21 protein-coding genes and 1 pseudogene are annotated in these 21,935 nt (G+C 60.5%); 12 read left to right on the forward strand and 10 right to left on the reverse strand.

Annotated elements, in window-relative coordinates:
• Positions 1–430 precede the first annotated feature (430 nt).
• Complete coding sequence (locus LB551_RS17695; RefSeq protein WP_224660011.1) at positions 431–2,041, reverse strand: hypothetical protein; 1,611 nt, start codon at positions 2,039–2,041, stop codon at positions 431–433.
• Positions 2,042–2,053: 12 nt separating this feature from the next.
• Positions 2,054–3,343 (reverse strand): hypothetical protein, encoded by a 1,290-nt coding sequence (locus LB551_RS17700; RefSeq protein WP_224660012.1) that lies wholly within the window; start codon positions 3,341–3,343, stop codon positions 2,054–2,056.
• A gap of 231 nt (positions 3,344–3,574) precedes the next feature.
• Here LB551_RS17700 and LB551_RS17705 point away from each other — a divergent pair, with 231 nt between their 5' ends.
• Complete coding sequence (locus tag LB551_RS17705) at positions 3,575–4,732, forward strand: hypothetical protein (protein WP_140552523.1); 1,158 nt, start codon at positions 3,575–3,577, stop codon at positions 4,730–4,732.
• Positions 4,733–5,079: 347 nt separating this feature from the next.
• On the opposite strand, the pseudogene LB551_RS17710 reads toward LB551_RS17705, so the two are convergent.
• Positions 5,080–5,280 (reverse strand): annotated as a pseudogene (locus tag LB551_RS17710) (IS30 family transposase); the annotation flags it as partial.
• Between the two features lie 110 nt (positions 5,281–5,390).
• Between LB551_RS17710 and LB551_RS17715 the strand changes: the two are divergent.
• Positions 5,391–6,056 (forward strand): hypothetical protein, encoded by a 666-nt coding sequence (locus tag LB551_RS17715; protein ID WP_140552524.1) that lies wholly within the window; start codon positions 5,391–5,393, stop codon positions 6,054–6,056.
• 303 nt (positions 6,057–6,359) lie between these two features.
• Here LB551_RS17715 and LB551_RS17720 read toward each other — a convergent pair whose 3' ends face one another.
• Together LB551_RS17720 and LB551_RS17725 are read right to left on the reverse strand one after the other, a co-directional pair.
• Entirely contained in the window at positions 6,360–6,992 is a 633-nt protein-coding gene (locus LB551_RS17720; RefSeq protein ID WP_224660013.1) for a tyrosine-type recombinase/integrase, read from the reverse strand.
• Between the two features lie 300 nt (positions 6,993–7,292).
• Positions 7,293–8,018, reverse strand: a complete 726-nt coding sequence (locus LB551_RS17725) for a GntR family transcriptional regulator (RefSeq protein ID WP_224660014.1) — start codon at positions 8,016–8,018, stop codon at positions 7,293–7,295.
• 416 nt (positions 8,019–8,434) lie between these two features.
• Between LB551_RS17725 and LB551_RS17730 the strand changes: the two genes are divergently transcribed.
• The 8 genes from LB551_RS17730 to LB551_RS17765 all read left to right on the forward strand — a co-directional run bounded on the left by LB551_RS17730 (position 8,435) and on the right by LB551_RS17765 (position 17,226).
• Positions 8,435–9,625, forward strand: a complete 1,191-nt coding sequence (locus tag LB551_RS17730) for a M24 family metallopeptidase (protein ID WP_224660015.1) — start codon at positions 8,435–8,437, stop codon at positions 9,623–9,625.
• Positions 9,626–9,684: 59 nt separating this feature from the next.
• Entirely contained in the window at positions 9,685–10,380 is a 696-nt protein-coding gene (locus tag LB551_RS17735) for an RraA family protein (protein ID WP_224660016.1), read from the forward strand.
• Positions 10,381–10,439: 59 nt separating this feature from the next.
• On the forward strand, positions 10,440–11,564 hold the full coding sequence (locus tag LB551_RS17740; RefSeq protein WP_224660017.1) for a Gfo/Idh/MocA family protein: 1,125 nt from the start codon (positions 10,440–10,442) through the stop codon (positions 11,562–11,564).
• Between the two features lie 30 nt (positions 11,565–11,594).
• Positions 11,595–13,115, forward strand: coding sequence for an extracellular solute-binding protein (locus LB551_RS17745; protein WP_224660018.1), 1,521 nt, complete (start codon positions 11,595–11,597; stop codon positions 13,113–13,115).
• Positions 13,116–13,169: 54 nt separating this feature from the next.
• On the forward strand, positions 13,170–14,063 hold the full coding sequence (locus LB551_RS17750) for a carbohydrate ABC transporter permease (protein WP_181172586.1): 894 nt from the start codon (positions 13,170–13,172) through the stop codon (positions 14,061–14,063).
• On the forward strand, positions 14,060–14,914 hold the full coding sequence (locus LB551_RS17755; protein ID WP_140552532.1) for a carbohydrate ABC transporter permease: 855 nt from the start codon (positions 14,060–14,062) through the stop codon (positions 14,912–14,914). The genes LB551_RS17750 and LB551_RS17755 overlap by 4 nt, the downstream gene beginning before the upstream one ends.
• A 6-nt stretch (positions 14,915–14,920) precedes the next feature.
• Complete coding sequence (locus tag LB551_RS17760; RefSeq protein ID WP_224660019.1) at positions 14,921–15,997, forward strand: ABC transporter ATP-binding protein; 1,077 nt, start codon at positions 14,921–14,923, stop codon at positions 15,995–15,997.
• Between the two features lie 68 nt (positions 15,998–16,065).
• Positions 16,066–17,226, forward strand: coding sequence for a Gfo/Idh/MocA family protein (locus tag LB551_RS17765; protein ID WP_140552534.1), 1,161 nt, complete (start codon positions 16,066–16,068; stop codon positions 17,224–17,226).
• A gap of 393 nt (positions 17,227–17,619) precedes the next feature.
• Here the strand turns inward: LB551_RS17765 and LB551_RS17770 are convergent, their stop codons facing one another.
• Genes LB551_RS17770 through LB551_RS17790 form a run of 5 tightly spaced genes read right to left on the reverse strand, consistent with a single transcriptional unit; the run spans position 17,620 to position 18,935 of the window.
• Positions 17,620–17,994, reverse strand: coding sequence for a hypothetical protein (locus LB551_RS17770; RefSeq protein WP_224660020.1), 375 nt, complete (start codon positions 17,992–17,994; stop codon positions 17,620–17,622).
• Positions 17,963–18,214, reverse strand: coding sequence for a hypothetical protein (locus tag LB551_RS17775; protein ID WP_140552631.1), 252 nt, complete (start codon positions 18,212–18,214; stop codon positions 17,963–17,965). Before LB551_RS17775 ends, LB551_RS17770 begins: the two co-directional genes overlap by 32 nt.
• 25 nt (positions 18,215–18,239) lie before the next feature.
• Complete coding sequence (locus LB551_RS17780; protein ID WP_181172587.1) at positions 18,240–18,383, reverse strand: hypothetical protein; 144 nt, start codon at positions 18,381–18,383, stop codon at positions 18,240–18,242.
• Entirely contained in the window at positions 18,358–18,675 is a 318-nt protein-coding gene (locus tag LB551_RS17785) for a hypothetical protein (protein ID WP_140552536.1), read from the reverse strand. Before LB551_RS17785 ends, LB551_RS17780 begins: the two co-directional genes overlap by 26 nt.
• Positions 18,657–18,935 (reverse strand): hypothetical protein, encoded by a 279-nt coding sequence (locus LB551_RS17790; protein WP_140552537.1) that lies wholly within the window; start codon positions 18,933–18,935, stop codon positions 18,657–18,659. Before LB551_RS17790 ends, LB551_RS17785 begins: the two co-directional genes overlap by 19 nt.
• Positions 18,936–19,426: 491 nt before the next feature.
• Here LB551_RS17790 and groES point away from each other — a divergent pair, with 491 nt between their 5' ends.
• Together groES and groL are read left to right on the forward strand one after the other, a co-directional pair.
• Positions 19,427–19,741 (forward strand): co-chaperone GroES, encoded by a 315-nt coding sequence (gene groES, locus LB551_RS17795; RefSeq protein ID WP_140552538.1) that lies wholly within the window; start codon positions 19,427–19,429, stop codon positions 19,739–19,741.
• Positions 19,742–19,800: 59 nt separating this feature from the next.
• Positions 19,801–21,435, forward strand: coding sequence for a chaperonin GroEL (gene groL / locus LB551_RS17800; protein ID WP_224660021.1), 1,635 nt, complete (start codon positions 19,801–19,803; stop codon positions 21,433–21,435).
• Positions 21,436–21,935: the final 500 nt, after the last annotated feature.

The raw sequence follows: 21,935 nt of genomic DNA on the forward strand, positions 1-21,935 counted from the left end.
GTGGAGTTCGACGCGGAGGTTACCTGATCGCTATTATTTAACGACAGCAGCTCTCTACCGGCGCCCTAGCCTGGCGAACTTTCCGAACCGAACTTCGGTCCCACATTCCCGGTTCACAGGTATTGCGGAGGCGCGGCGATCGGCTAGGAACCACCGGCATGCGGAATAGGTCATAGGCGGCTGCCTGCATCTACAAGCCGCTGCTTCCCAATTGCCGGGCTAGGTCTGCTGTGTAGTGAAGCCAACGGCTACCCAAACGTCTGGCTTGAAGCGCGTAGCCGACAGGCACCTTTGGGGCCGGTTCCGGACAGTCTGGTCATGGAGAAATCCGGCTGTAAGCGGCCATTCTCCATCCGACCCCATGGCGGCCATTCATCTACCAATGGCCCTCTCGCCAAAAGCGGCCATCGGATCTCAAGCAAGCTACCGGTCACGACGGTCCTTTTGACGCCCCGATCTTCCGTTCAATTTGCAGCTTAAGCTCCAATCGAGAACGCTCCGCGTGCTTTTGGCTTGCCTCCAATGCTGCTTCAAGGTCGTCGATGGCATCATCGTCAAGGAGTGCTCGACGGATATCAAAGCGCAGCTCAAGAAATTCGCTTCGGAAGCGCTCGGCCCTCAGTTTGCGGAGGGCTCGTTCAATCCAATCCTTGGCTTCTACCGCATCACCTTGGGCCAGGCGCGATCGGGCCATCAGGCGTTCCAGCCATTCGTTGTCCAAGGGGGTAAGCTCACGAAGAATGACCTCTGCTTCGTCAGGTCGCTCCATGTCAATTAGGAGCTCCGCGTGGCGCTGGTGATGAAATGTCATCGGCTTTACTATCGCTCGATAGTGCGCCAGGGCCTTTCCCCGGAGTTTGCTGGCAACACCAGGAGAAAGTCGTGCTGCCTCGCTATAGATTTCAGCTCGTGCCGCACGTTCTCTGTCTGATTGTATGCTATCAAGCTCGACGTCCGGCAAACCGTCGAAGATTGACTGGAACATACCCGGCCGCTCTATCGAAATGTATCGACCAAGAGATGCGAACGCATCGAATGCATGTTTCGCTCCGGCATTTGCAGCCGAGACGATGGTGTTCTCGATCGAGGCGGCGTGGCGATCAATCAGACTAGATCGCCATTCGCCGGATCCAGATGGCAGACGCTCAATAACTCCGAGCAAAACCGAATAGGTCAGCCCGTCTGTCTCGGCACCAGGTCCTAGCATCTCGTTGACGAGTTGGGTTGCCCGCGCTTCCTTCTCCTGATTGGCGCGATAGATATCCACAAGCTGCAGTCGCACCTCGTGCAGGGGAAATGGACCCGCTAGGACTTGCTCGAAAAGCTCTGCCGCCGCCTGCCTCTCATTCAGACGCTTCAAAGCTTTCCCTTTGTGGTGAAGGAGCTCCGCAGTTTCCTTTATGGTGAGCTCTGGCAACAACAACATCTCGTCGAAGGCGACAAGACGAGCCCTTAGACGGTCTTGTGCCGCCGGATCGTGCCGCTCCTTGTCGTAAAGGAAGAGTTGTTCGATCGCCTCAATCACCGCATTAACTTCGAGGGGCTTAGGCTTCCGCCTAGCCATTCCCTTGACCGCATCCAGTGGCTCGCCCACGAGGTCCGGCTTGGTCTCTAGGGCATCCCAGGTGGTCAGCAGTGCAAAAAGAAATGAGGGCGGGGCGTCACCTTGCCCAACCAGTGCCTCGAGCTTTGGCAGTAGAATTCGCGCATTGCGCCATAGATCGAGACCTTCCCCTCCTGATGCCTCAATAATATAGTCCTCCAAGAGCCGATCAAGCTCGGCACTCCGCTCGGACGTGCACCAGCTCTCATCGAGCGCTGCGTGAACAACATCATGCAACCTGATGGCTCTGTCCCGGTCAGGCGCGGTTAGGCTGTTGGCTTTCAGTTTTCGAATGCCTAGCGGTTTGATTGCAAAACTGAGGAAGTCCTCATCGCAGACTGACAATCTCGACCACGCAAACACGGAAAGCTCTCGAACGAGCGACGGACGCAAGCGCTCTAGCATGATATCGGTAAGGCGACGTCCGCCGGTCGCCATTTCACCAATGGCCTAGCAGTCTTGGACAATGTCCTGCCAAGAGGCTCCTTGGTTCACCGCGGCAAGTATCAGCGAAAGGCTGAGCGGGTGGCCATGGATTGTCGCCCAAATCGTATCAAAGACCTCGTCTGGGCATGGCGCACCAGCCTGTGCCAGCAAGGCCTGAGATTGAGGACGATCCAACATCGGCAAGCTGTAGGATGTTGACGACGTCGATCGTTGAGTCAGGATTATGTGAGAGCCGGCACCACAAATCTTCTCAAGCCTGCGCAGATCCATATCGGCAGGCGCGTCATCAATGACGAGCAGACATGGGAGGGTCTGCATTAGGCCGACAATATTGCGGCTCTCCCCAGCACGAAGAAGGGGTAGCGCCTGCAAATCCTCCACACGGCGTACTTCGTCTCCATCCAGCCAAATGCGCACATGATAGTCACTCTGATGAACATCGGCGAACGCCCGCGCCATGGCCGTCTTGCCAAGCCCGCCCACGCCACTGAGCGCGACCACCGAGCTTCGGCTCAGTCGATCTACGATCTCGCTATCAACATCAGGCCTTTGCAGCCAAGTGTCCTCCGGCTCGGGCACCGCCCGGCTAGCGGCCTCTTCCTGCCGAATGCGTTCAAGCTCCGGCAAATAGGGGGCCAACTTCCGGACGACCGCGTCGCTGACAATGAGATGGTCGACGAGCTGCGTTGCAATTTCTACCGCACCCCATAGGTGCAGTGACCTCCCCTGCATTTCAGGCAGCGCGAGAGCCTCGCGTACGAATTCCTGCGTGGCCTGTGGTTTGATTCTCTGCCCAGAGAGAAGAAAAACTTTCTCTGCGTTGGGAGCGCCGGCTAGGGCATGGGCCAAGTCGCCACGAGCCTTGTCCATGTCACCGCCGAAATAGTCTTTACGATCTGAATACTCGACCACGACCTTGCCATCGGCGCTCGTGGTATCGACGACGCCCGCTACCGGATAACCGAGCAGGTTCACGCCACGGTGATCTAACGGGAGTTCGATAATGGCCTGGACGAAGAACCCGCCGAACTTCTCAAAGTCCGTAGATATATAGCCGATGCCATTTGCCAGACGATCGATGAGAGCGGTGCGCCGCTTCGGATTCATAATGTCCTCGATAGTGGCCACTAGCCATTTGTGGTTTTTATATCGGAACAATAATGATGTGCTGAAAAATTCGTAACTCTCGCTTGGATAAGAAGGCCCATGTGCAGAATTGAGTAGCTTTAAACCCAGCTTATTTGAGATCAATCGATGCAGGCCTTCTTGGCCCCCAGGGTCGCGGACGAACATCCAGTTTTCGATAAAGGTGGATGTGAGCGGCGAAGGGCTGCAGGTGACGGGAATGCATGAGTGCTGTCTAAAAGCGGACTGTCAGTTACCCACCCCAGGACAGACAAAGCAGCCACGTATACCGCAATCCGAAGCGGTCATCCGGAATGCATCGGGTGCCTCATAGCGCCTTTGCCGGCAGGTAGTTCATGTCACCAGTGACTGGCACAAAAAAGGACTCATGAATGGACTTTGTTTGATTCCCGGTTTCCGGACGCAAAACTTCACTGTCACTTTCGTCTCATTCGCTCTGACCCAAACTATGCTGATGTTTTGCCTGTTATTCAGAATTGGGCGAGTGGCCTGCTGGATCGAACGGGCGAGCGCCAGAAATTCATCAAGGAATTTCAATCCACGTTCAATTCCTCCATGTGGGAGCTATACCTCAACAGGGCTTTGGTCGATCTAGGGTGCAGTGTCGACTATTCAAAATCTGCCCCCGATTTCTTTGTCAAAGGTCCCGGAGAATACGAGTTCAACATTGAAGCCGTAGTTTCCGATCAAGCGCTGACCGCCGAACAAAAGAATACCTTCAGTGAGCAAGATTTCAAAAAGCGCGGCGCGCTGAAGATCGTTGGAAAGATCAGAGACAAGTTGAACATCTATCGCGGATGCAATGGGAAGAAGCACCCATACTCTTCTCTGAGCCACGTGCGCGATCGACCATTTGTCATTGCCATTGCGCCCTTTGATAGCGATCTATCGCTTACCCAAAACAACGAGCTCATCAACATGGTCCTGTTTGGGCTGGCACCGCCGGTGCTCGAAGGCCCGGACCGCGGACGGCAGGGTAAAGTAACCTCTCTATCGAAGCCTTCGGGCGCATCGGTCGAAATGGGAATTTTCAAGAACGATTCTTTCAAAGAGATCAGCGCCGTATTCTTCTCGACGGTCGGGACCTTTGGAAAAGCCGTTGTTGAAAGTAAGATTGAAAGGCTCGTCCGGGCAACGCGCTACAGAGTGATCGACAAGGACAAGGTCGAGTCCGGGTCGAAACTCTGGCAGCTCGGAACACATCATTTCCGACTCGATACGCTGAACTACCTAAAGACGCTTCGATGGGAAAGCGGTAGCCAGATTGTCGGCGCCGACATGTCTATCCAGCATTCGTCGCTTCATCGTGAGATCCATTTGGACGGACTTCAGGTGTATTTTAACCCGTATGCGGAGATTCCTTTTCGCTCAAATTTTGCTTGGCCAGCGGAAGTCGCTCTCAACTATTTTGATGTGGAAAGCGGCGAGCATATCCAGGCGCATCCTGACGGTGCGCTGGTATCAAGGCAGGTATTTGAGGCCTCTCCTTTTTTCGTTCGACACTTGCTCACGACAAACGGATTTTCCAGAGGATGAGGTAACCCGACAGACAATCTCGGAATTGTAATTCTGAGGCTTGCCGTCGCGAAGTGTATCCGGGGGCATTGCGCACGTCTCCGAACTGAAGCGAGCGGACGTCACAACCAAGAGTCTGAGCAAGTTCGCAGGCGCGTTTGCTTTAGGAGGCGACAAGGCTCGATTTTTCGACCCTCGTTTGGCGCGTTGACGCCGAAGCTCGTTAACTAGATGAGGGCAGCTTTCCAGCGTAGTCGCGAGAAACCTGCCATTCCGCTTCCCACCCTAAAAACGAATTGGGTAGGGGACCGATATCGACCTGTGAGTTCCAGCTGAAGTGCGACAAGCAGCGCGTCAGGTTAGCGCGTTCACCGATTGGCCAACAGTATCTTCTGACGGAAGACTTCGGCCGGTGTTCTGAAGCCGAGGCATTTGCGGGGCGTCGAGTTGAGATGGGCGCACACCTGGTGCAGGTCTCGATGCTCTATCGACAACGGATCGATGTCTCGCGGAAGCCATTTGCGAGCGCGGCGGTTGGTGTTTTCCACCGTGCGTTTTTGCCAATTCGAACATCGACGCCGGGTCAGATAACTGGTAGCGTTCGAATAAATGCACGGGTAGGGTTAGGGCCAATACATAAGAATAAGGTAGAGAACACAAAAACGGAGGAATACAAGTTATGAGCAGTAGAGAACGAGTTCATATTAGTAACCTCATAAACGTTACTGGCAAGCTCGGTGGAAGCATCAATGGAGTTGCCACCAATGGAACAGTTACGGGTTCAGCCGATAGAAGCACAGGGCATGTCACGAATGTCTATCACGGCATAGACCGTGCTATTGGCCCGGAGCTAAGTGTAATGCACCAAGGGCTAACGATCGTGTGCGCTCATATGGCGGTCGAAGCGGGGGCAGCGAAAAATCTCAACTCGATGGCCCCAATGCAAACGCTTCAGCGCCTCGTGACCTTCACTCTGCCGTCTCATTCTATGCAGTGCCTGCAGACGGTGGCGTGGACGGAGCCAAACGTGGCAGTGGTCACGATGGAATTCTCTGGCACTCTCCCCTCATGCTCCGGAGAGTCGCTACCGATACCCGATGTGCTGTCCGAATTTCGGCAGACCGGTCCTGAGACGATCCAGCAACGCGCCACGACCCAAGCTACATTTTTTGACGGCGACCCACAGCCTCTTTCGGTCGATATAAAGTATTCGATCGATGGGCGCATTCCTGGGTCAATCTCGGCGTTGCAGTTCTTGGAAAACGCGAACAACACATCGTCTTACGACGAGACGACGCAGAAGATTACTTACAATACCGATGTGCGCATGCTGGAGTCGCAATGATGATTGCTCCAGCGTCGTTGGTGTCATTTCCTTAAAATCTCGCGAAAGCCCATCCGAGTTTCGTAATTGGATGGTCGAATACAAGGCGGCCCTGCCAACCCGGTAAGGCGGTGAACTCGAATTGGAAAGGGTTCTGTTGAAGCGACTAAGATGCTCGATGCGTTGCCAACTGGCCAACAGCAGCTCTCGATCGTCCTCAAATAAAAGCTGCCTGTCCCCTTCCCACCCCAGGACAGCCCGTATGGCAATGTATCCCGGAGGCTGAAGCGGTCATCCGTGGTGCATCGGGTAACCGCCCAGATGTCAAATTTCCGTTCGCTCTGCTAAGAGCAGCGCGTCTTCGACATCGACACCAAGGTATCGAACGGTGTTCTCGATCTTGGAATGGCCAAGCAGGATTTGGAAGGCCCGGAGATTTCCTGTCGCCTTGTAGATCATCGATGCCTTCGTGCGACGAAGCGAGTGAGTGCCGTATTCCTCCGGACGCAGCCCAATCGCGATCACCCATTCGTCGATCAGGCGGGCGTACTGTCTAGTGCTCATGTGGCGGGTATGATCGATCCGGCTCGGGAATGCATAGTCGTCGACCGTGCCCCCACGCCTTTCGAGCCAGGCCAGAAGACTGGCTCTTACGTCGCCGGTTATCTCGAACTGGACTGGCCTGCCTGTCTTCTGCTGAACGACGATCGCGCGGGATCTGATTTCCGGTCCGGCGACCAGATCGCGGATCCTGATCTTGACCAGATCGCAACCGCGAAGCTTGCTGTCGATTGCCAGATTGAACAAGGCACGGTCACGAATGCGTCTCCCCCGATCGAGGAAGAAGCGAACGGCCCAAATCTGTTTCTGCGTGAGTGGGCGCTTGGTTCCCACCTTCTTTCCTGCGTTCCAAGCGGCGCGCTCACGGCTAGCATCATCGTAATGAGAATGGCCCATGTGAGTTCTCCTTGGCCTTGATTGGCCGATAGAGAAACGGCATCGCCGGCGCTACCGCTCGGGGGCAGCAAACGGACTGTCGGTTTTCGGGATCACAAGGCCAGAAAACGGACGAAGTGGTGCGGATCGCCTTGCGTCACGCAGTGACGGAATCCTGACCAGTTACAGCCGCCGCGTCGCGGAGCCGGGTCGTACGCAGGTGTTCTAGTCAGCGGTGTCGCCGGCGGCGCGACTTCGTTATTTCCCGCAGTGATCTGCTACCAGGTCATAGTCATCCGATGTGATGAGACTGATGTTGAATCACTCGCTGTCGCCGCCAATTCCGCCGTCCTGCTTCTCGCGGACGAACTCTGAGACACGCCGACCTACCGCTAGAATATGATGCTCCACAGCCTTGCCAAGCGCGCCTGGTCGCGGAGAACGTATCGTCTCGACGATTTCCAGATGCTCCTGGAAAGCCAGTTTGGTGTGGCCGACGCGCCTTCCAAAGAAATTCATGACTCGTCGCAACTGCATTTCGAGTCTGGACAGTTGCGCGATCATCAGGGGATTGCCGCAGCGGCCAATGAACAGCTGGTGGAATTCGAAATCGGCGTCGTTGAACGGCTGCACATTGTTTTCGTCGAGCTGGGCCGCGATGTAGTCGAACCTGGACGTCACCCGTTCGAGCTCCATGCGCGAAATCAGCCCCTCCGATTTGTCCGCAGCATGTTTTTCGAGCACGCAGCGCAGTTCATAGAGCTGCAGCACCTTGCCGGCGGTGATCGGCGCCACCCGGCGACGACCGTCCACGGTCTCGATGAAGCCCTCCTCTTCCAGCCGCCTGACCGCCTCGCGCAGCGGCGAACGGCTGATGCCCAGCCGGCGCGCAATGTCCGCCTCGACAAAGGGAAGACCGGGCTGGAGCTGGCAGTTGATGATCAGCTGCCGGATGTTCTCGTAGGTCTGTTCCGATATCAGTTCGGGACGCTCGATGCGCTGGATCGAGTTCTCGTTCATCAATCGCGGACCGTTGCCTGTTTTCATTCTCATCAACCCGAAGTCGCTGCGCGGCGTCCTGGCGCGAGCCCTGCCCGCTAGACCTCTAGCGCACTTTGATATCCGGTCCGACCCTTTTCTCGCCTGGCGGGAAACCGGTCCCTGCCAGTCCGGCGAGTTCGACCGTCCTTGCCTGCGCCAGCGATCGAAATTAGCAGATACATCAAAAGCTGTCGACAGCCGACCGAGTGTGTTTTGCCGGAATGCAACCGAGTAGCGTTTCGAGATAAAATCATTTGATCACAGGTATTTATTGCGATCTTTGCATGCCGAACGGGTGTGCGCGACCGCTAAAATGGCCGCTGTCCGTGGACAAAAACAAAACTTTCGACTCTATCTTGTCGACAGGCGACACATGTGCAATAGATCGCCGCGTTGGTCTCTCGAGAGGAGCGGTGGACTGCATGACAACGAACGCAAAGGCTGACGTCCCGCACGGGGCCGCCGCCCCCTTCGACATTAATCTCCTGGATCGGCTGATGGACGAAGCCGGGATCGACGTGCTCCTGGCAACGTCGAAGCATGCCGTGCAATACCTGCTGGGCGGGCACCGCTTCTTTTTCTTCGACTATATGGACGCCATCGGAACCGACCGGTATCTGCCGATCGTCGCCTACTTCAAGGGTCATCCCGAGATGACGGCCTATGTCGGCAACGAGATGGAGAACTACGTCAACGAGATCAGCCCCTTCTGGCCAGCCGAACTGAGGCTCAAGGCATGGGGAGTGGGCGATGCCATCGCGCTTGCGGCGGCTCATATCAGGAAGGCAGGACTGCCGGCAGCTCGCATAGGCGTCGAGGCCTCCTTCATGCCCGGCTCCGGCTTCACCGCCATCCAGAGCCAGTTGCCCGGCGCCGCGATCGTCGATGCCCTGCTTGTCCTCGAGCGGCTGCGCGCCCGCAAGAGCGACGCCGAGCTCGACGATCTCCGGGTCGCCTCCGACAAGGTCGTCGACGCCATGCTGTCGGTGCTGCCGCATCTGCGCGAGGGCTCGAGCAAGAACGACATCACCCAGCTCATCAAGGAGGCCGAGGTCTCGCGTGGGCTCAATTTCGAATATTGCCTGATCGCCATGGGGTCGTCGCTGAACCGGTCGCCGTCGCCGCAGTCCTGGCGCCGGGGCGAACCGCTATCGCTGGATTCGGGCGGCAATTTCGGCGGCTATATCGGCGATGTGGCGCGGATGGCCGTCCTTGGCGAGCCCGATGCCGAACTTGTCGACCTGCTCGGCGAGATCGAAGCCATCCAGCAGAAGGCCCGGTCCGTGGTGGCGCCCGGCACGATCGGCAAGGCGATCTACGACGCCGTCGACAGCGACCTGAAGAACTCGCCCAACAGCAAGCACCTGCGCTTCTGCGCCCACGGCATGGGCCTGATCACGCATGAGGCGCCGCGCCTTACCAGCACCGGGCCGGTTCCCTATGAGGCGACGGATGCTCTGCTGCCGCTGGAGACGGGCATGGTCATTTCCATCGAGACGACCCTACTCCACCCACGGCGCGGCTTCATCAAGCTCGAGGACACGATCGCTGTGATGCCGCATGGGTACGAGGCCTTCGGCGACCAGGGCCGGGGCTGGAACGTCGTCGCTTAGGCATCTTCAGGACAGCAGTTTCTTTTGGCATTCGAGGCCGTGATTGACGAGGCAGGTTTATGAACACATCGCGCATCAGGAGAAGCGCTCTTGACTGCCTCGCGCGGTTCGACACCGCAACGCTGTGCAACGCGCTGGAGGTTCTGCGGCCGTCCTGCCGCGACAATGGCTTCACGCGGCGCCCGCTGATCGCGGCGCGACCCGGCCTGCCCCCGGTCGTCGGCATCGCGCGGGTCGGCACGATCCGCGCTGAAGCGCCGGCAAAGGCTCCGGTGCAGGATCGCATCAGCTGGTATGAATACGTCGCCGCCGCCGACCTGCCGACCATGGTCGTGATCGAGGACCGCGACCCCAGCCCCGGCACTGGCGCGTTCTGGGGCGAGGTCAACAGTCTCGTCCACCAGACGCTCGGATCCGTCGGCTGCGTGACCAACGGGTCGTTCCGCGACGTGACCGCGCTTGCCGAAGGCTTCCAGATCCTGGGCGGTCATGTCGGACCGAGCCACGCCCATGTCCACATCGCCGGCTTCGGCGAGCCGGTGGAGGTCAACGGCATGCTGGTGAGCGACGGAGACATCGTCCACGCCGACTACCAGGGCGCTGTAGTGGTCCCGGCCGAACTGGTCGACGACGTGGCCGAGGCGGTGGCCCTGGTGACGCGCCGCGAGAAGCTGATCCTCGACGCCTGCCGGGACAAATCCTTCACCATCGCAACGTTGCGGGCCGCGATGGCCCGTTCGAAAGACATACACTGACCGCTGCAGGCTCGACACCGTCGCCCCGCAGCGCTCATGCAAGCACAAAGGGAGGTCACATGAAGGAACTCAACGTTGGCATTCTGGGAGCCGGTTTCATCGGCACCTTCCATTCCTATGCGCTGCGGCTGCAGCAGCTGATCAAGGAAGCGCCGAAGGCGAACCTCAACCTCCGCATCGTCGCCGACCGCGACCAGAAGGCGCGCGACACGCTGGTCAAGCGTTTCGGCTGGGAAAAGGGCGTGGACGACTGGCGCGCCGTGCTCGATGCCAACATCGACATCTTCGTCAATGCCGGACCCAATGTCCTGCACGCCGAGCCCTCGATTGCGGCGCTGAAAGCCGGCAAGGCGGTGTTCTGCGAAAAGCCGCTCGCCATGGACGCCGCCGAAGCCTTCGAAATGTGGAAGGCGGCCGCCGACGCCAAGGCCGTGCATCAGGCAGCCTTCGTCTACCGCTTCGTGCCGGCGCTGCGCTATGCCCGCGAACTGATCCAGTCCGGCGCCATCGGTGAAGTCACCCATTTCCGCTCCGAATATCTGATGTCGAACTACCTGCAGCCGGGCCTCGATTTCAGCTGGCGGCTGGACAAGAAGATCGCCGGCACCGGCACGTTCGGCGATCTCGGCGCCCACCACATCGATCTCGCCCGCTTCCTCGTCGGCGAAATCAGCGAAGTCGCCGCCATCGGCCGCACTGTGGTGCCGCAGGTGGCCGGCAAGAAGGTCGAAGTCGACGACGCGTTCGTCTCGATCCTGCAGTTCGAGAGCGGTCCGATCGGCGTCATCCAGGCGTCCCGCGTGGCTGCCGGCCATGGCCATACCTCGGCCATCCAGGTCGACGGCACCAAGGGCTCGCTCCGCTACGACGTCGCGCGGCTCAACGAGATCGAGATCGCCGACGGGCTGGCCTCCGGCTTCCGCGCCGTCCAGGTCATCAAGGAAGAGCACCCCTTCTCCGACTTCTGGTGGGAGGGCGGCGTCCAGGGCAGCCACCCGATCGGCTGGGTCGAATGCTTCGTCCAGCAGATGAACCATTTCGTCGAGGCGGTTCTCGGCAACCGTCAGGTGTCGCCGCTGGCGGCCACCTTCGAGGACGGCTACCGCGCCGTCGAGATCGCCGACTCGATGATCCGCTCCTGGCAGAGCGCCCGGCGCGAACCGATCAAATTCCGTTCACTTTAGACCATCGACCACGCAACAAGGGAGGAAGACGTGACTGTGAGAAAGCTTGACGATCTGACACGCCGTCAGATCATGCAGGGGATGGTGGCCATGGCCGCCTTTGCGGTGGCCGGCTCGCGCGGCGCGTTGGCACAGAGCGGCAATGTGACGTTGCCGGTCATCTCGAACAAGAAGTTCGAAGGTGCCAAGGTCATCGTCGAAAGCCAGTCCGGGCCGGTGATCAGCGGACCGATCCAGATATTCGGCCCGATCTGGGAAAAGGCCACCGGCGCGACCATCGAACTGGTCACCTATCCGTTCGGCCAGATGTTCGAAAAACTGCGCACCGAACTAAGTTCGGGAGCCTATACGTCCGACCTGATCAACTATCAGACCACCTGGGGCGGAGACTTCATGGGCGGCGGACTGATGGAGGAAGTCCCCGAGGATGTGCTGAAGCTCGTCCAGGCCGACGACATCTACCCGATCTTCCGCAAGGCGATGAGCTTCGACGGCAAGACCTACGGCCTTGCCTATGACGGCAACGCCCACAACCTCTTCTACCGCCGCGATCTCTTCGAAAACGCCGACTACAAGAAGAAGTTCTCCGACCAGCACGGCTACGACCTGGCGCCCCCGGACACCTGGGAGCAGTTCTACGACGTCGCCAAGTTCTTCTCGTCCTTCGACTGGTCCGGCACCGGCAAGAGCTATGGCTTCGTCGAACCGATGGGACGCGGCACCGGCGGCGTGTACTTCCTCGTCGGCCGCGGCGTCAGCTATTCCAAGAAGGCCGGCGACCCCTACGTCTTCTTCAATCCCGACGACATGTCGCCCCGCATCGCCGAGCCGGGCTGGATCCAGGCTCTGGAGGACTGGAAGAAGGACCTCGACGCCGGCCCGCCCGGACTGGCGCAGTACGGCTTCTCCGAGTCCCGCCCGACATTCGTCAGCGGTCAGTCGGCGATGATCACCGACTGGGGCGACATCGGCACGCTGTCCTACTCGGAAGGATCGAAGGTCAAGGGCAAGACCGGAACCGCGCTGACGCCCGGCGCCAGCAAGGTCTATGACCGCACCGCCAAGGACTGGATCAAGCCGGAAGGCGGCTCCAACCATGCGCCTTACCTTGGCGTCACCGCCTGGCTGTTCGGCGTGCCCGTCACCGCCGAGAACAAGGAAGCCGCCTGGGATCTCGCGGCCTTCTTCTGCAACCCGGAAGCCTCGACCAAGCTCGTCGCCTTCCCCGACAGCGGCATCCAGCCGTCGCGCGCCAAGACCATTCAGGACCCGCAGCCGCTGATCGATGCCGGCATGGACCCGGCCGACGCCAAGCAGTATCTGGAAGCGATCGGCAAGGCCGTCGGCCATCCCAACGCGGTGCTCGACCTCTCGATTCCCGGCAGCGGCGAGTATTACAACTCGCTCGACGTCGAGGCATCGCGCTTCATGGCCGGCGAGATCAGCGCTGAACAGGCAATGAAGAATGCGAGCGACGCCTGGAACCAGACCACGGACAGGCTGGGCCGCGACAACCAGTCCAAACTGTACAAGGCCGCGCTGGCAGGCTGATAATCAGGGGCGTCGCGGCCTGCCGCGGCGCCCCATTCCCCGGGAGGAATGCACGTGGAGCGTCAGGGAAAGAAACGCAGCCTTATTCCGGTGCTGTTCGTTGCGCCCGCGTTGCTGCTGGTCGTCGTGCTGACCATCGTCCCACTTCTGTCCTCGCTGGCGCTGTCGTTCCTCAACTGGGACTTCGGCAACCGCATGGCGCCGGTGCGCTGGGCGGGCCTGAGCCACTGGGCGCGTCTGTTTTCCGACACGCATTTTCACTACGTGCTGTTCACCACCCTGCTCTATTTCGTTGTCGGCATTCCCATCCAGTTTTTCATCGGCCTCGGCCTGGCGCGTTCGCTCGACCGCGCCCGGCGCCAGCAGAACTGGCTCAGGATCATATTCCTGATCCCGATGATGCTGAGCCCGGTGGTCGTCGCCTTCGTCGTCGGCCGCGTCATGTTCAACGAGGCCGTCGGCCCCGTGAACGCCGGGCTGATGGCGGCGGGCCTGCCGCCGGTGCCCTGGCTCACCAACAGCATCGGCGCTTTCGTCACCGTCCTCATCGTCGACACCTGGCAATGGGTGCCCTTCTTCATGCTGGTGCTGCTCGCCGGGCTTTCGGCGCTCTCCAATGAAGTCGAGGACGCCGCCCGCCTCGACACGACATCGGACATCCAGGCGTTCTGGCGCGTCACCTTTCCCATGCTCCTGCCATGGTCGGTCACCGCCATCCTGATCCGCTCGATCGAGATGCTGAAGATCGCCGATGTCATCGTGGTGCTGACCAATGGCGGGCCCGGCATCGCCACCGAATCGCTGACCCTCTATGCCTATCGGGTCGGCGTCGTGAACTTCGACCTCGGTTACGCCGCCACGCTCGCCTTTTCGCTGGCCATCGTCGCCACCATCGTCGCGACCGTCATCCTGGCCGCGACCCGCCGTCTCGTGGAGCGTCTGACATGAGCAGGATGAGACGCAGGATTCCGGTCTGGCGCATTGCGCTGCAGGTCGTCTGGTTCATCATCGTCGTCTTCCCGCTCTACTGGATGACGATCACAGCGTTCAAGGAGCGGGCCGACGTCTTTCCGTTGCCGACCTTCATTCCCTGGGTTGATTTCGAGCCGACGCTCTCGGCCTTCCAGACGGTGTTCGGCCAGTATCGCTCGCAGCTGTTCAACGCGCTGGCCAACTCGGCCGTCGCCTCCCTCGTCGGCGCGTTCGTCGCCACCTTTGCCGGCGCTCTGGCCGGCTACGGTCTCGCCCGCTTCGACTACAGCAAGTTCGGCTGGAAGAACGACAACATGGCGTTCTTCTTCATCTCGCAGCGCATGATGCCGCCAGTGGCGGTCGTGTTCCCTTTCCTGCTGATGTACCGCTATGCCGGCGTTCTCGACCGGGCTTGGTCGCTCGGCGTCGCCTACGCGCTGTTCAACCTGCCGCTGGCGATCTGGATCACCCGTGACGCCTTCCGCGCCGTGCCGGTCGAGGTCGAGGAAAGCGGCCTGGTCGATGGCTGCACCCGGCTCGGCGTGTTCTTCAAGATTTCCCTGCCGATCGCGTTCCCCGGCTTGGTGACGGCGTTCTTCGTCTCGATCATCTTCGCCTGGAACGAGTTCCTGTTCGCCCTGATCCTCACCTTCCGCCGTTCGCAGACGCTGCCTGTGCTGATTTCGGGCCAGGCGAATGAACTGGGCGCCTATTGGTGGATCATGTCGGCGCTGGGGCTGATCGGGATCATCCCCATGGTCGCGCTCGGATTGTACGCACAAAAATGGTTGGTGCGCGGCCTGTCGGCCGGCGCTGTGAAAGGTTGAAGACAGATGTCACGCGTCCTTTTTGATCACGTCTGGAAAAGCTACGCCAGCGTCGAGGTGGTGCGCGATCTCAACCTGTCGGTCGAGGAAGGCGAGTTCCTGGTCCTGGTCGGCCCCTCGGGCTGCGGCAAGTCGACGACGCTGCGCATGCTGGCGGGGCTGGAGGAGGTCACCAAAGGCGACATCCATATCGGCGAGCGCAACGTCACCTTCGCCGAACCCCGCGACCGCGACATCGCCATGGTGTTCCAGTCCTACGCGCTCTACCCGCACATGTCGGTCGAGGAAAACATCGGCTTCGGCCTGCGCAACCGGGGCGTGGCGGCCGCCGAAATCGCCAAGCGCGTCAAGAACGTGTCGGCCATGCTGGAGATCGGCCATCTGCTCGACCGCCGGCCGCGCAACCTGTCGGGTGGCCAGCGCCAGCGTGTCGCGCTCGGCCGCGCAATCGTGCGCGAAGCCGGCGTCTTCCTCATGGACGAGCCGCTCTCCAACCTCGACGCCCAGCTTCGCGTGAGCATGCGCAGCGAGATCATCAAGCTCCACCAGCGCATCCGCTCGACCACCGTCTATGTCACCCACGACCAGGTCGAGGCGCTGACCATGGGCTCGCGCATCGCCGTGCTGAAGGACGGCCGGCTCATGCAGGTCGACACCGCCGAGAACCTTTACGAGCGTCCCGGCAGCGTCTTCGTCGCGACCTTCATCGGCAGCCCGGCGATGAACATCCTGACCGGGACCGTCGAGGGCGGCGATGGCGGTCCGGGCATCCGCTCGCGTCAGTTCAAATGGCCGATCGACCCCGGCGCGCCGCTGAAGCCCGGCGCCTCGGTGATCTTCGGCGTGCGGCCGGAGCATCTGGTCGTCCGCGCCGAGGGCGAGGCGGGCAATCCGGCGACGGTGACATTGATCGAATCCACCGGCAACGAGGCCGTCGTGCTGCTCGACCTGGGCGGCGACGTGCTGAAGGCGAAGGTGCCCGGGCGCGTCAGGCTGAAGGTGGGCCAGACCGTGTCGGTCAGCGCCGAACGCAAGGAGCTGCATTTTTTCGACGCGACCACCGAAGCACGAATCGACGCCTGACGGCGTCCATCACCGTTCGACCGCCCGGCCGTGCCGGCGGGCGCAATCCGCAACCGGAGTACAGTGTCATGAAGCCAGTCAACGTAGCCATTCTGGGCGCCTGCGGATGGATGGGAAAGTGCCATTCCATGGGCTATCGCAATGCACCGCTGATGTTTCCCGAACTCGGTTCCATTGCCAGGATCGCCTGGCTGGTGGACGACGCAGCCGAAAGGCTGGAACAGATCAAGGGTGCCTATGGCGACGTCAAGACCTCGACCAACTGGCATGACGTGCTGAGCGATCCCGAGGTCAATCTGGTCGACATCTGCCTGCCGGACCATCTGCATTTCGAGGCGTCGAAGGCGGCCCTGCTGGCGGGCAAGAATGTCTATTGCGAGAAGCCCTTCACGGCGACCGCCGAGGAGGCGCGCGAACTGGCGGACCTCGCCCGCGAGAAGGGACTGGTGACCCGCGTCGGCCATAATTTCCCGAAGAACCCGGCGCACGACCTGACCAAGGAACTCATCGACAATGGCGAGATCGGCGAGATCGTCTTCTTCCGCGCCTCCATGCATGTCGACGTGCTGGCCGATCCACGCACGCCCTTCATGTGGCGCTGCGACGGCAATCTGGCGCCGACCGGCGTCGTCGGTGATGTCGCCTCGCACCTGTTTTCCTTCATCCACCGCCTCATCGGCCCGGTCGACGAGCTGATCGCCGATGTCGCCACCGTCACCCCCGAGCGCACCTACAGCGAAGGCTTCGGCTATGGTGTCCAGACCAAGGCGCAGGAAGGCGGCGTCAAGCGCTCGGTGACCAATTCGGACATGGTCAACCTGATGTGCAAATTCGCCAATGGCGGCCGCGGCGTCATCGATGTCAGCCGCGTCGCCTCCGGCCGGCGCTTCCTGCAGAAATACGAGATCTATGGCACGAAGGGCGGCATCGAGTTCAACTATGACGAGGTCAACCGCCTGCGCTTCTTCTCGATGGAGGATGCGCCGAACCGCCAGGGTTACCGGCTGATCGACGTCGGTCCGGAAAACCGGAACTTCGCATCCCTCCTGCCGGTCGCCAATTTCGGCCTCGGGTACAATGAATACAAGGCCATCGAGGTCTCGGAAGTCATTCGTTCGGTTTCCACGGGCAAATCGGCTTGGCCCACCTTTAGTGATGGCTACGAGATCATGCAAATCGTCGACGCATGCTTTTCGTCGTCAGCCACACGGCGATGGACAACGGTGTAGCAATTTTCAATATGGGAAAGACACTGGTCGGACGCATCGAGCGAGTGCTGTGCGCTCTGCCATTGGAGACACGATCTAGCGCACCGTTGGCCACCTCTCGCTGCGTACCAAGGGGGCCGCACTGGTAACGTCTGTTTATCGGGAGCGCCGAAAACCCATAAATGGCTGCAATTGGGCGCATTGCGGTCCGGCAGCCTTGGGGCCGGAAACAGACGGTCCGGTTCTGGAAGCCAGAAAGGCGCCATTCCGCTGGCGACCTCCATCTTGGCCGCAACGACTCTGCTAGCCTTTACTCGACTGCGGCACCGCGTTGGCCGTTTGCTCCAGGAGGCGACATTCCGGTCTTACCAGAACGGTCGTGATACAGTGCCAACCTACCGAAAATCGCGCGCTTCATCGAATCTGCGGCTGGGGTTGGGGAAGGAGAGCGTCATGGTTGGCCCGCCGCTGCCTCATGTGGGACAATCGGCGGCGCCGCAACCCGCGCCGTCGGGCGCTCGGCATGCGCTGATTAAGGGACAACATGCTGCGCGTCGCATCCGACCGGCTGAGGCCGGTCATGGCACCACCGTCGACCAGCGCCGGAATTCCGCTGAAGACATGATAGACGGTCCAGGACCGATCCGCCTCGACGCGGCGGCCATATTGACGGTCCGCGAAGTCGCGTCCCGATGTCCCACCCTCATTTTCCCAGACGGCAAGCCCGGCGGCGTTGCGCTGCCGATCGGTTTCGTTGCTACGGGCGCTCATGGCGTTGGCCGGCCTCATTGATCGCTTCCGTCGCCAGAACGCCGGAATAGATCGTTGCGCCCTTCGCGTCGGCGATCGTCATGGCGTCCGGCCGCTGCGGCATGTTCAGGGTTTTGGCCAAAAGCCTGGCGATCTCGATCGCATGGTTGAGGTTGGCCGCTTGCGCCGTCTCGCGCCCGATCACGGCATGCGCATCGTCCGAGGTTCGGGTGCGATAGAATTCGATCACGATCTTCATCGTCATCCGTGCCCGTGTCGCGACGTCAGTTCTTGCCCTTGCCGCGCCGGGCATTGATATCGGCGGCAAGTCTGGTCTGGGCGCCGAATACGCTTTCAGGGTTGGGCGGGACTTTCTCCTGCTTCGGCTTCCTGATCTCCCGGCTAGAGCGTTTCTGTCCCTTTGACATGTTCGAAGATCCTTTCGATGAGCGCTATGCTGTCACCGGGCGAAGTGTCGACCGGTTCGAGACTGTCCTGCGTCGCCACCCGTTCATGAAGTTCGACGTCGCTGCGGATGCGGTACTGCGGCGAATTTCCGCTCGGCGGGAGCGTTGCCGTGACGCGGTAGATTTCCGCGGCCTTTGGAAACGTGCCGATGCCGCTCTTCAGCCGGACAGCCTGTCCGACGGCGAAGAGATGCGTTACGGCTTCGCGGCGGACCGGGCGTGCGTTGCGTTGCATCAGGGTTGTGGTTCGCATGATTGTCTCTCGTCCAGCTCCAGCGAGGCTTGAAGCAATGCCGGTTCGATCGGCACCATCTGCTGCGTGGCACCGCTCGCGGTGATCGCCGGCAGGTGAATGAAGGTGGCCACGCGGCGCCATGCGATCTGGGAAGTCCCTTCGAGGGCCTCCTCGTCATGGTCGACCCGATACTCTCCGGGCGGTTGCGGTTGATCAAAGCCGGGCAGCGAAAACGCCGACTTGAAGCGAACGACTGTATTTGTGGTGCGGCTGGTCATGATTGCGGCTTTCCGCGGAAACGGGCGGCTGCGCCTTTCCGTATCATTCCCACTCGAACCGCCGGGACGATGCCCGACGCTGCCGGTACATCCGTGGTCAGCGTCGGTTTCATTCCAGGGTCCGAACGGAACGAAATGTGCGCCGGACCGGCGCATGCACTCGTTTTCGAGAATTCGGTGGTGAATGGCGGGGCTCTGAAACAAAGCCAACTCAACCAAATCAACGAGTTTTATATATGCGCCTCAATTGAGTTCCAAACAAGGGTCGCGACGCCTTTTATTTCTCCTTTGAAATAACAAATACGCATCCGCGAAATTCAAGCTCACAGAAAGTTTTCCTCCCATCCGAACGAATTTCTGCGCGTCTCGAATTATATCATTGGATTTCTTGGCCGTTGGCGAGAAATAGTTCTGGCACTCCTATCTATCGAGTGCCAAACCGCCTATATAAATGCTGCGGCCGCCTATGCCGGCCCCAGAAAGAAGTTCTCATGAAATTTCGGCCACTCTACGACCGCGTCGTCATCCGGCGCGCCGAAGGCGATATCAAATCCAAGGGCGGCATCATCATTCCCGACAATGCCAAGGAAAAGCCGCAGGAAGGCGAAGTGATCGCGGTTGGTCCCGGCGCCCGCGACGAAAACGGCGCGCTTGTTCCGCTCGACGTCAAGGCCGGCGACTTGATCCTGTTCGGCAAATGGTCGGGCACGGAGGTCAAGATCGACGGCGAGGACCTCCTGATCATGAAGGAAGCCGACATTATGGGCGTCATCGAAGAGAGCGCCGAAGCCAAGAAGGCCGCCTGACTGAAGCACCGCGCCTCTGCGCGGTGACTGCTCACCCCAAATGCGAACTGGATAAAATCATGTCTGCCAAGGAAATCAAATTCTCCACCGATGCGCGCGACCGCATGCTGCGCGGCGTCGAGATCCTCACCAATGCGGTGAAGGTCACGCTCGGCCCCAAGGGTCGCAACGTCATCATCGACAAGGCCTATGGCGCGCCGCGCATCACCAAGGACGGCGTCACCGTCGCCAAGGAAATCGAGCTTGCCGACAAGTTCGAGAACATGGGCGCGCAGATGGTGCGCGAAGTGGCCTCGAAGACCAATGACCTCGCCGGCGACGGCACCACCACCGCGACGGTGCTGGCCGCCTCGATCCTGCGCGAAGGCGCCAAGCTGGTGGCCGCCGGCATGAACCCGATGGACCTCAAGCGCGGCATCGACCAGGCCGTCGCGGCCGTCGTCGTGGAAATCAAGGCGAAGGCCAAGAAGGTCAAGTCGTCGGCCGAGATCGCGCAGGTCGGCACAATCGCCGCCAATGGCGATGCCAGCGTCGGTGAGATGATTGCCAAGGCGATGGAGAAGGTCGGCAATGACGGCGTCATCACCGTCGAGGAAGCCAAGACCGCTGACACCGAGCTCGACGTCGTCGAGGGCATGCAGTTCGACCGCGGCTATCTCTCGCCCTATTTCGTCACCAATGCCGACAAGATGCGCGCGGAGCTGGAAGAGCCCTATATTCTCATCCACGAGAAGAAACTCGGCAATCTGCAGGCGATGCTGCCGATCCTCGAAGCGGTGGTGCAGAGCGGCAGGCCGCTGCTGATCATCTCCGAGGACGTCGAAGGCGAGGCTCTGGCGACGCTGGTGGTCAACAAGCTGCGCGGCGGCCTCAAGGTCGCGGCCGTCAAGGCGCCGGGCTTCGGCGACCGCCGCAAGGCGATGCTGGAAGATATCGCGGTGCTCGCATCCGGCCAGATGATCTCCGAGGATCTCGGCATCAAGCTGGAGAACGTCACCATCGAGATGCTCGGCCGCGCCAAGCGGGTGCTGATCGAAAAGGACACCACCACGATCATCGACGGCGCCGGCACCAAGGCGACCATCCAGGCGCGCGTCGCCCAGATCAAGAACCAGATCGAGGAGACAACCTCCGACTATGACAAGGAGAAGCTGCAGGAGCGGCTGGCCAAGCTCTCCGGCGGCGTCGCGGTCATCCGCGTCGGCGGCGCCACCGAGTCGGAAGTCAAGGAAAAGAAGGACCGCATCGATGATGCGCTGAACGCCACGCGCGCGGCGGTGGAGGAAGGCATCGTGCCAGGCGGCGGCGTGGCCCTGCTGCGCGCCAGGACGGCGCTTGCCGGCCTGAACGGCGCCAACGCCGATGTCACCGCCGGCATCTCGATCGTGCTCAGGGCGCTCGAAGCGCCGCTCCGCCAGATCGCCGAGAATTCCGGCGTCGAGGGCTCCATCGTCGTCGGCAAGCTCGCCGACAGCAAGGACCACAATCAGGGTTTCGATGCCCAGAACGAGGCGTATGTCGACATGATCAGGGCGGGCATCGTCGATCCGGCGAAAGTGGTGCGCACCGCGCTACAGGATGCCGGCTCGATCGCCGCGCTTTTGATCACCGCCGAAGCGATGATCTCCGACATTCCGGCCAAGGATGCCGCGCCTGCGGGCGGCGGCGGCGGCATGGGCGGGATGGGGTACTGAGATACTGGGTTCAGGAGAACCCGTGCGTGAACCGACACTGCCTCGGGCATGCGGCAGGTTTGGGTCAAGCCTGCCGCGGTGTGGTGACGCCCGCCAGGGCCGGCGGCATGACGAACGTGGCGGGCATGCGCGGGCTCTCCTCACGGCGGCCTGTTTCTGAAGCTGGGCATTCTGCGGACTTGAACCGATCGACATCGTCGGTAGCGGGCGAATAACGAAAAAGCATGCGGGATATGGCAGACCGCTATGCCTCGCATGAACCACCCGGACAGTTGGCCCGTCTTCGACGTCTTCACCGGCCAGCCCGTCGAGTCCAACAATAGGTCATGGTCGGCATCATGCGGCGATGCCGACAAGATGGCCGATCGGCTGAACAGCCAAGACACCAAGGCGGGGAGAGGGCGGCGTGACTTGTGCCGATGCACCAACGGATAAATCTGCCGGAATGATTCGCTATCCACCTGTCGGGGGCGTACAGTCCGTTGTCGCCGGCCACAGAA

Origin of the sequence: Mesorhizobium sp. BR1-1-2 (assembly GCF_020165435.1) — a bacterium.
GTDB lineage: Bacteria > Pseudomonadota > Alphaproteobacteria > Rhizobiales > Rhizobiaceae > Mesorhizobium.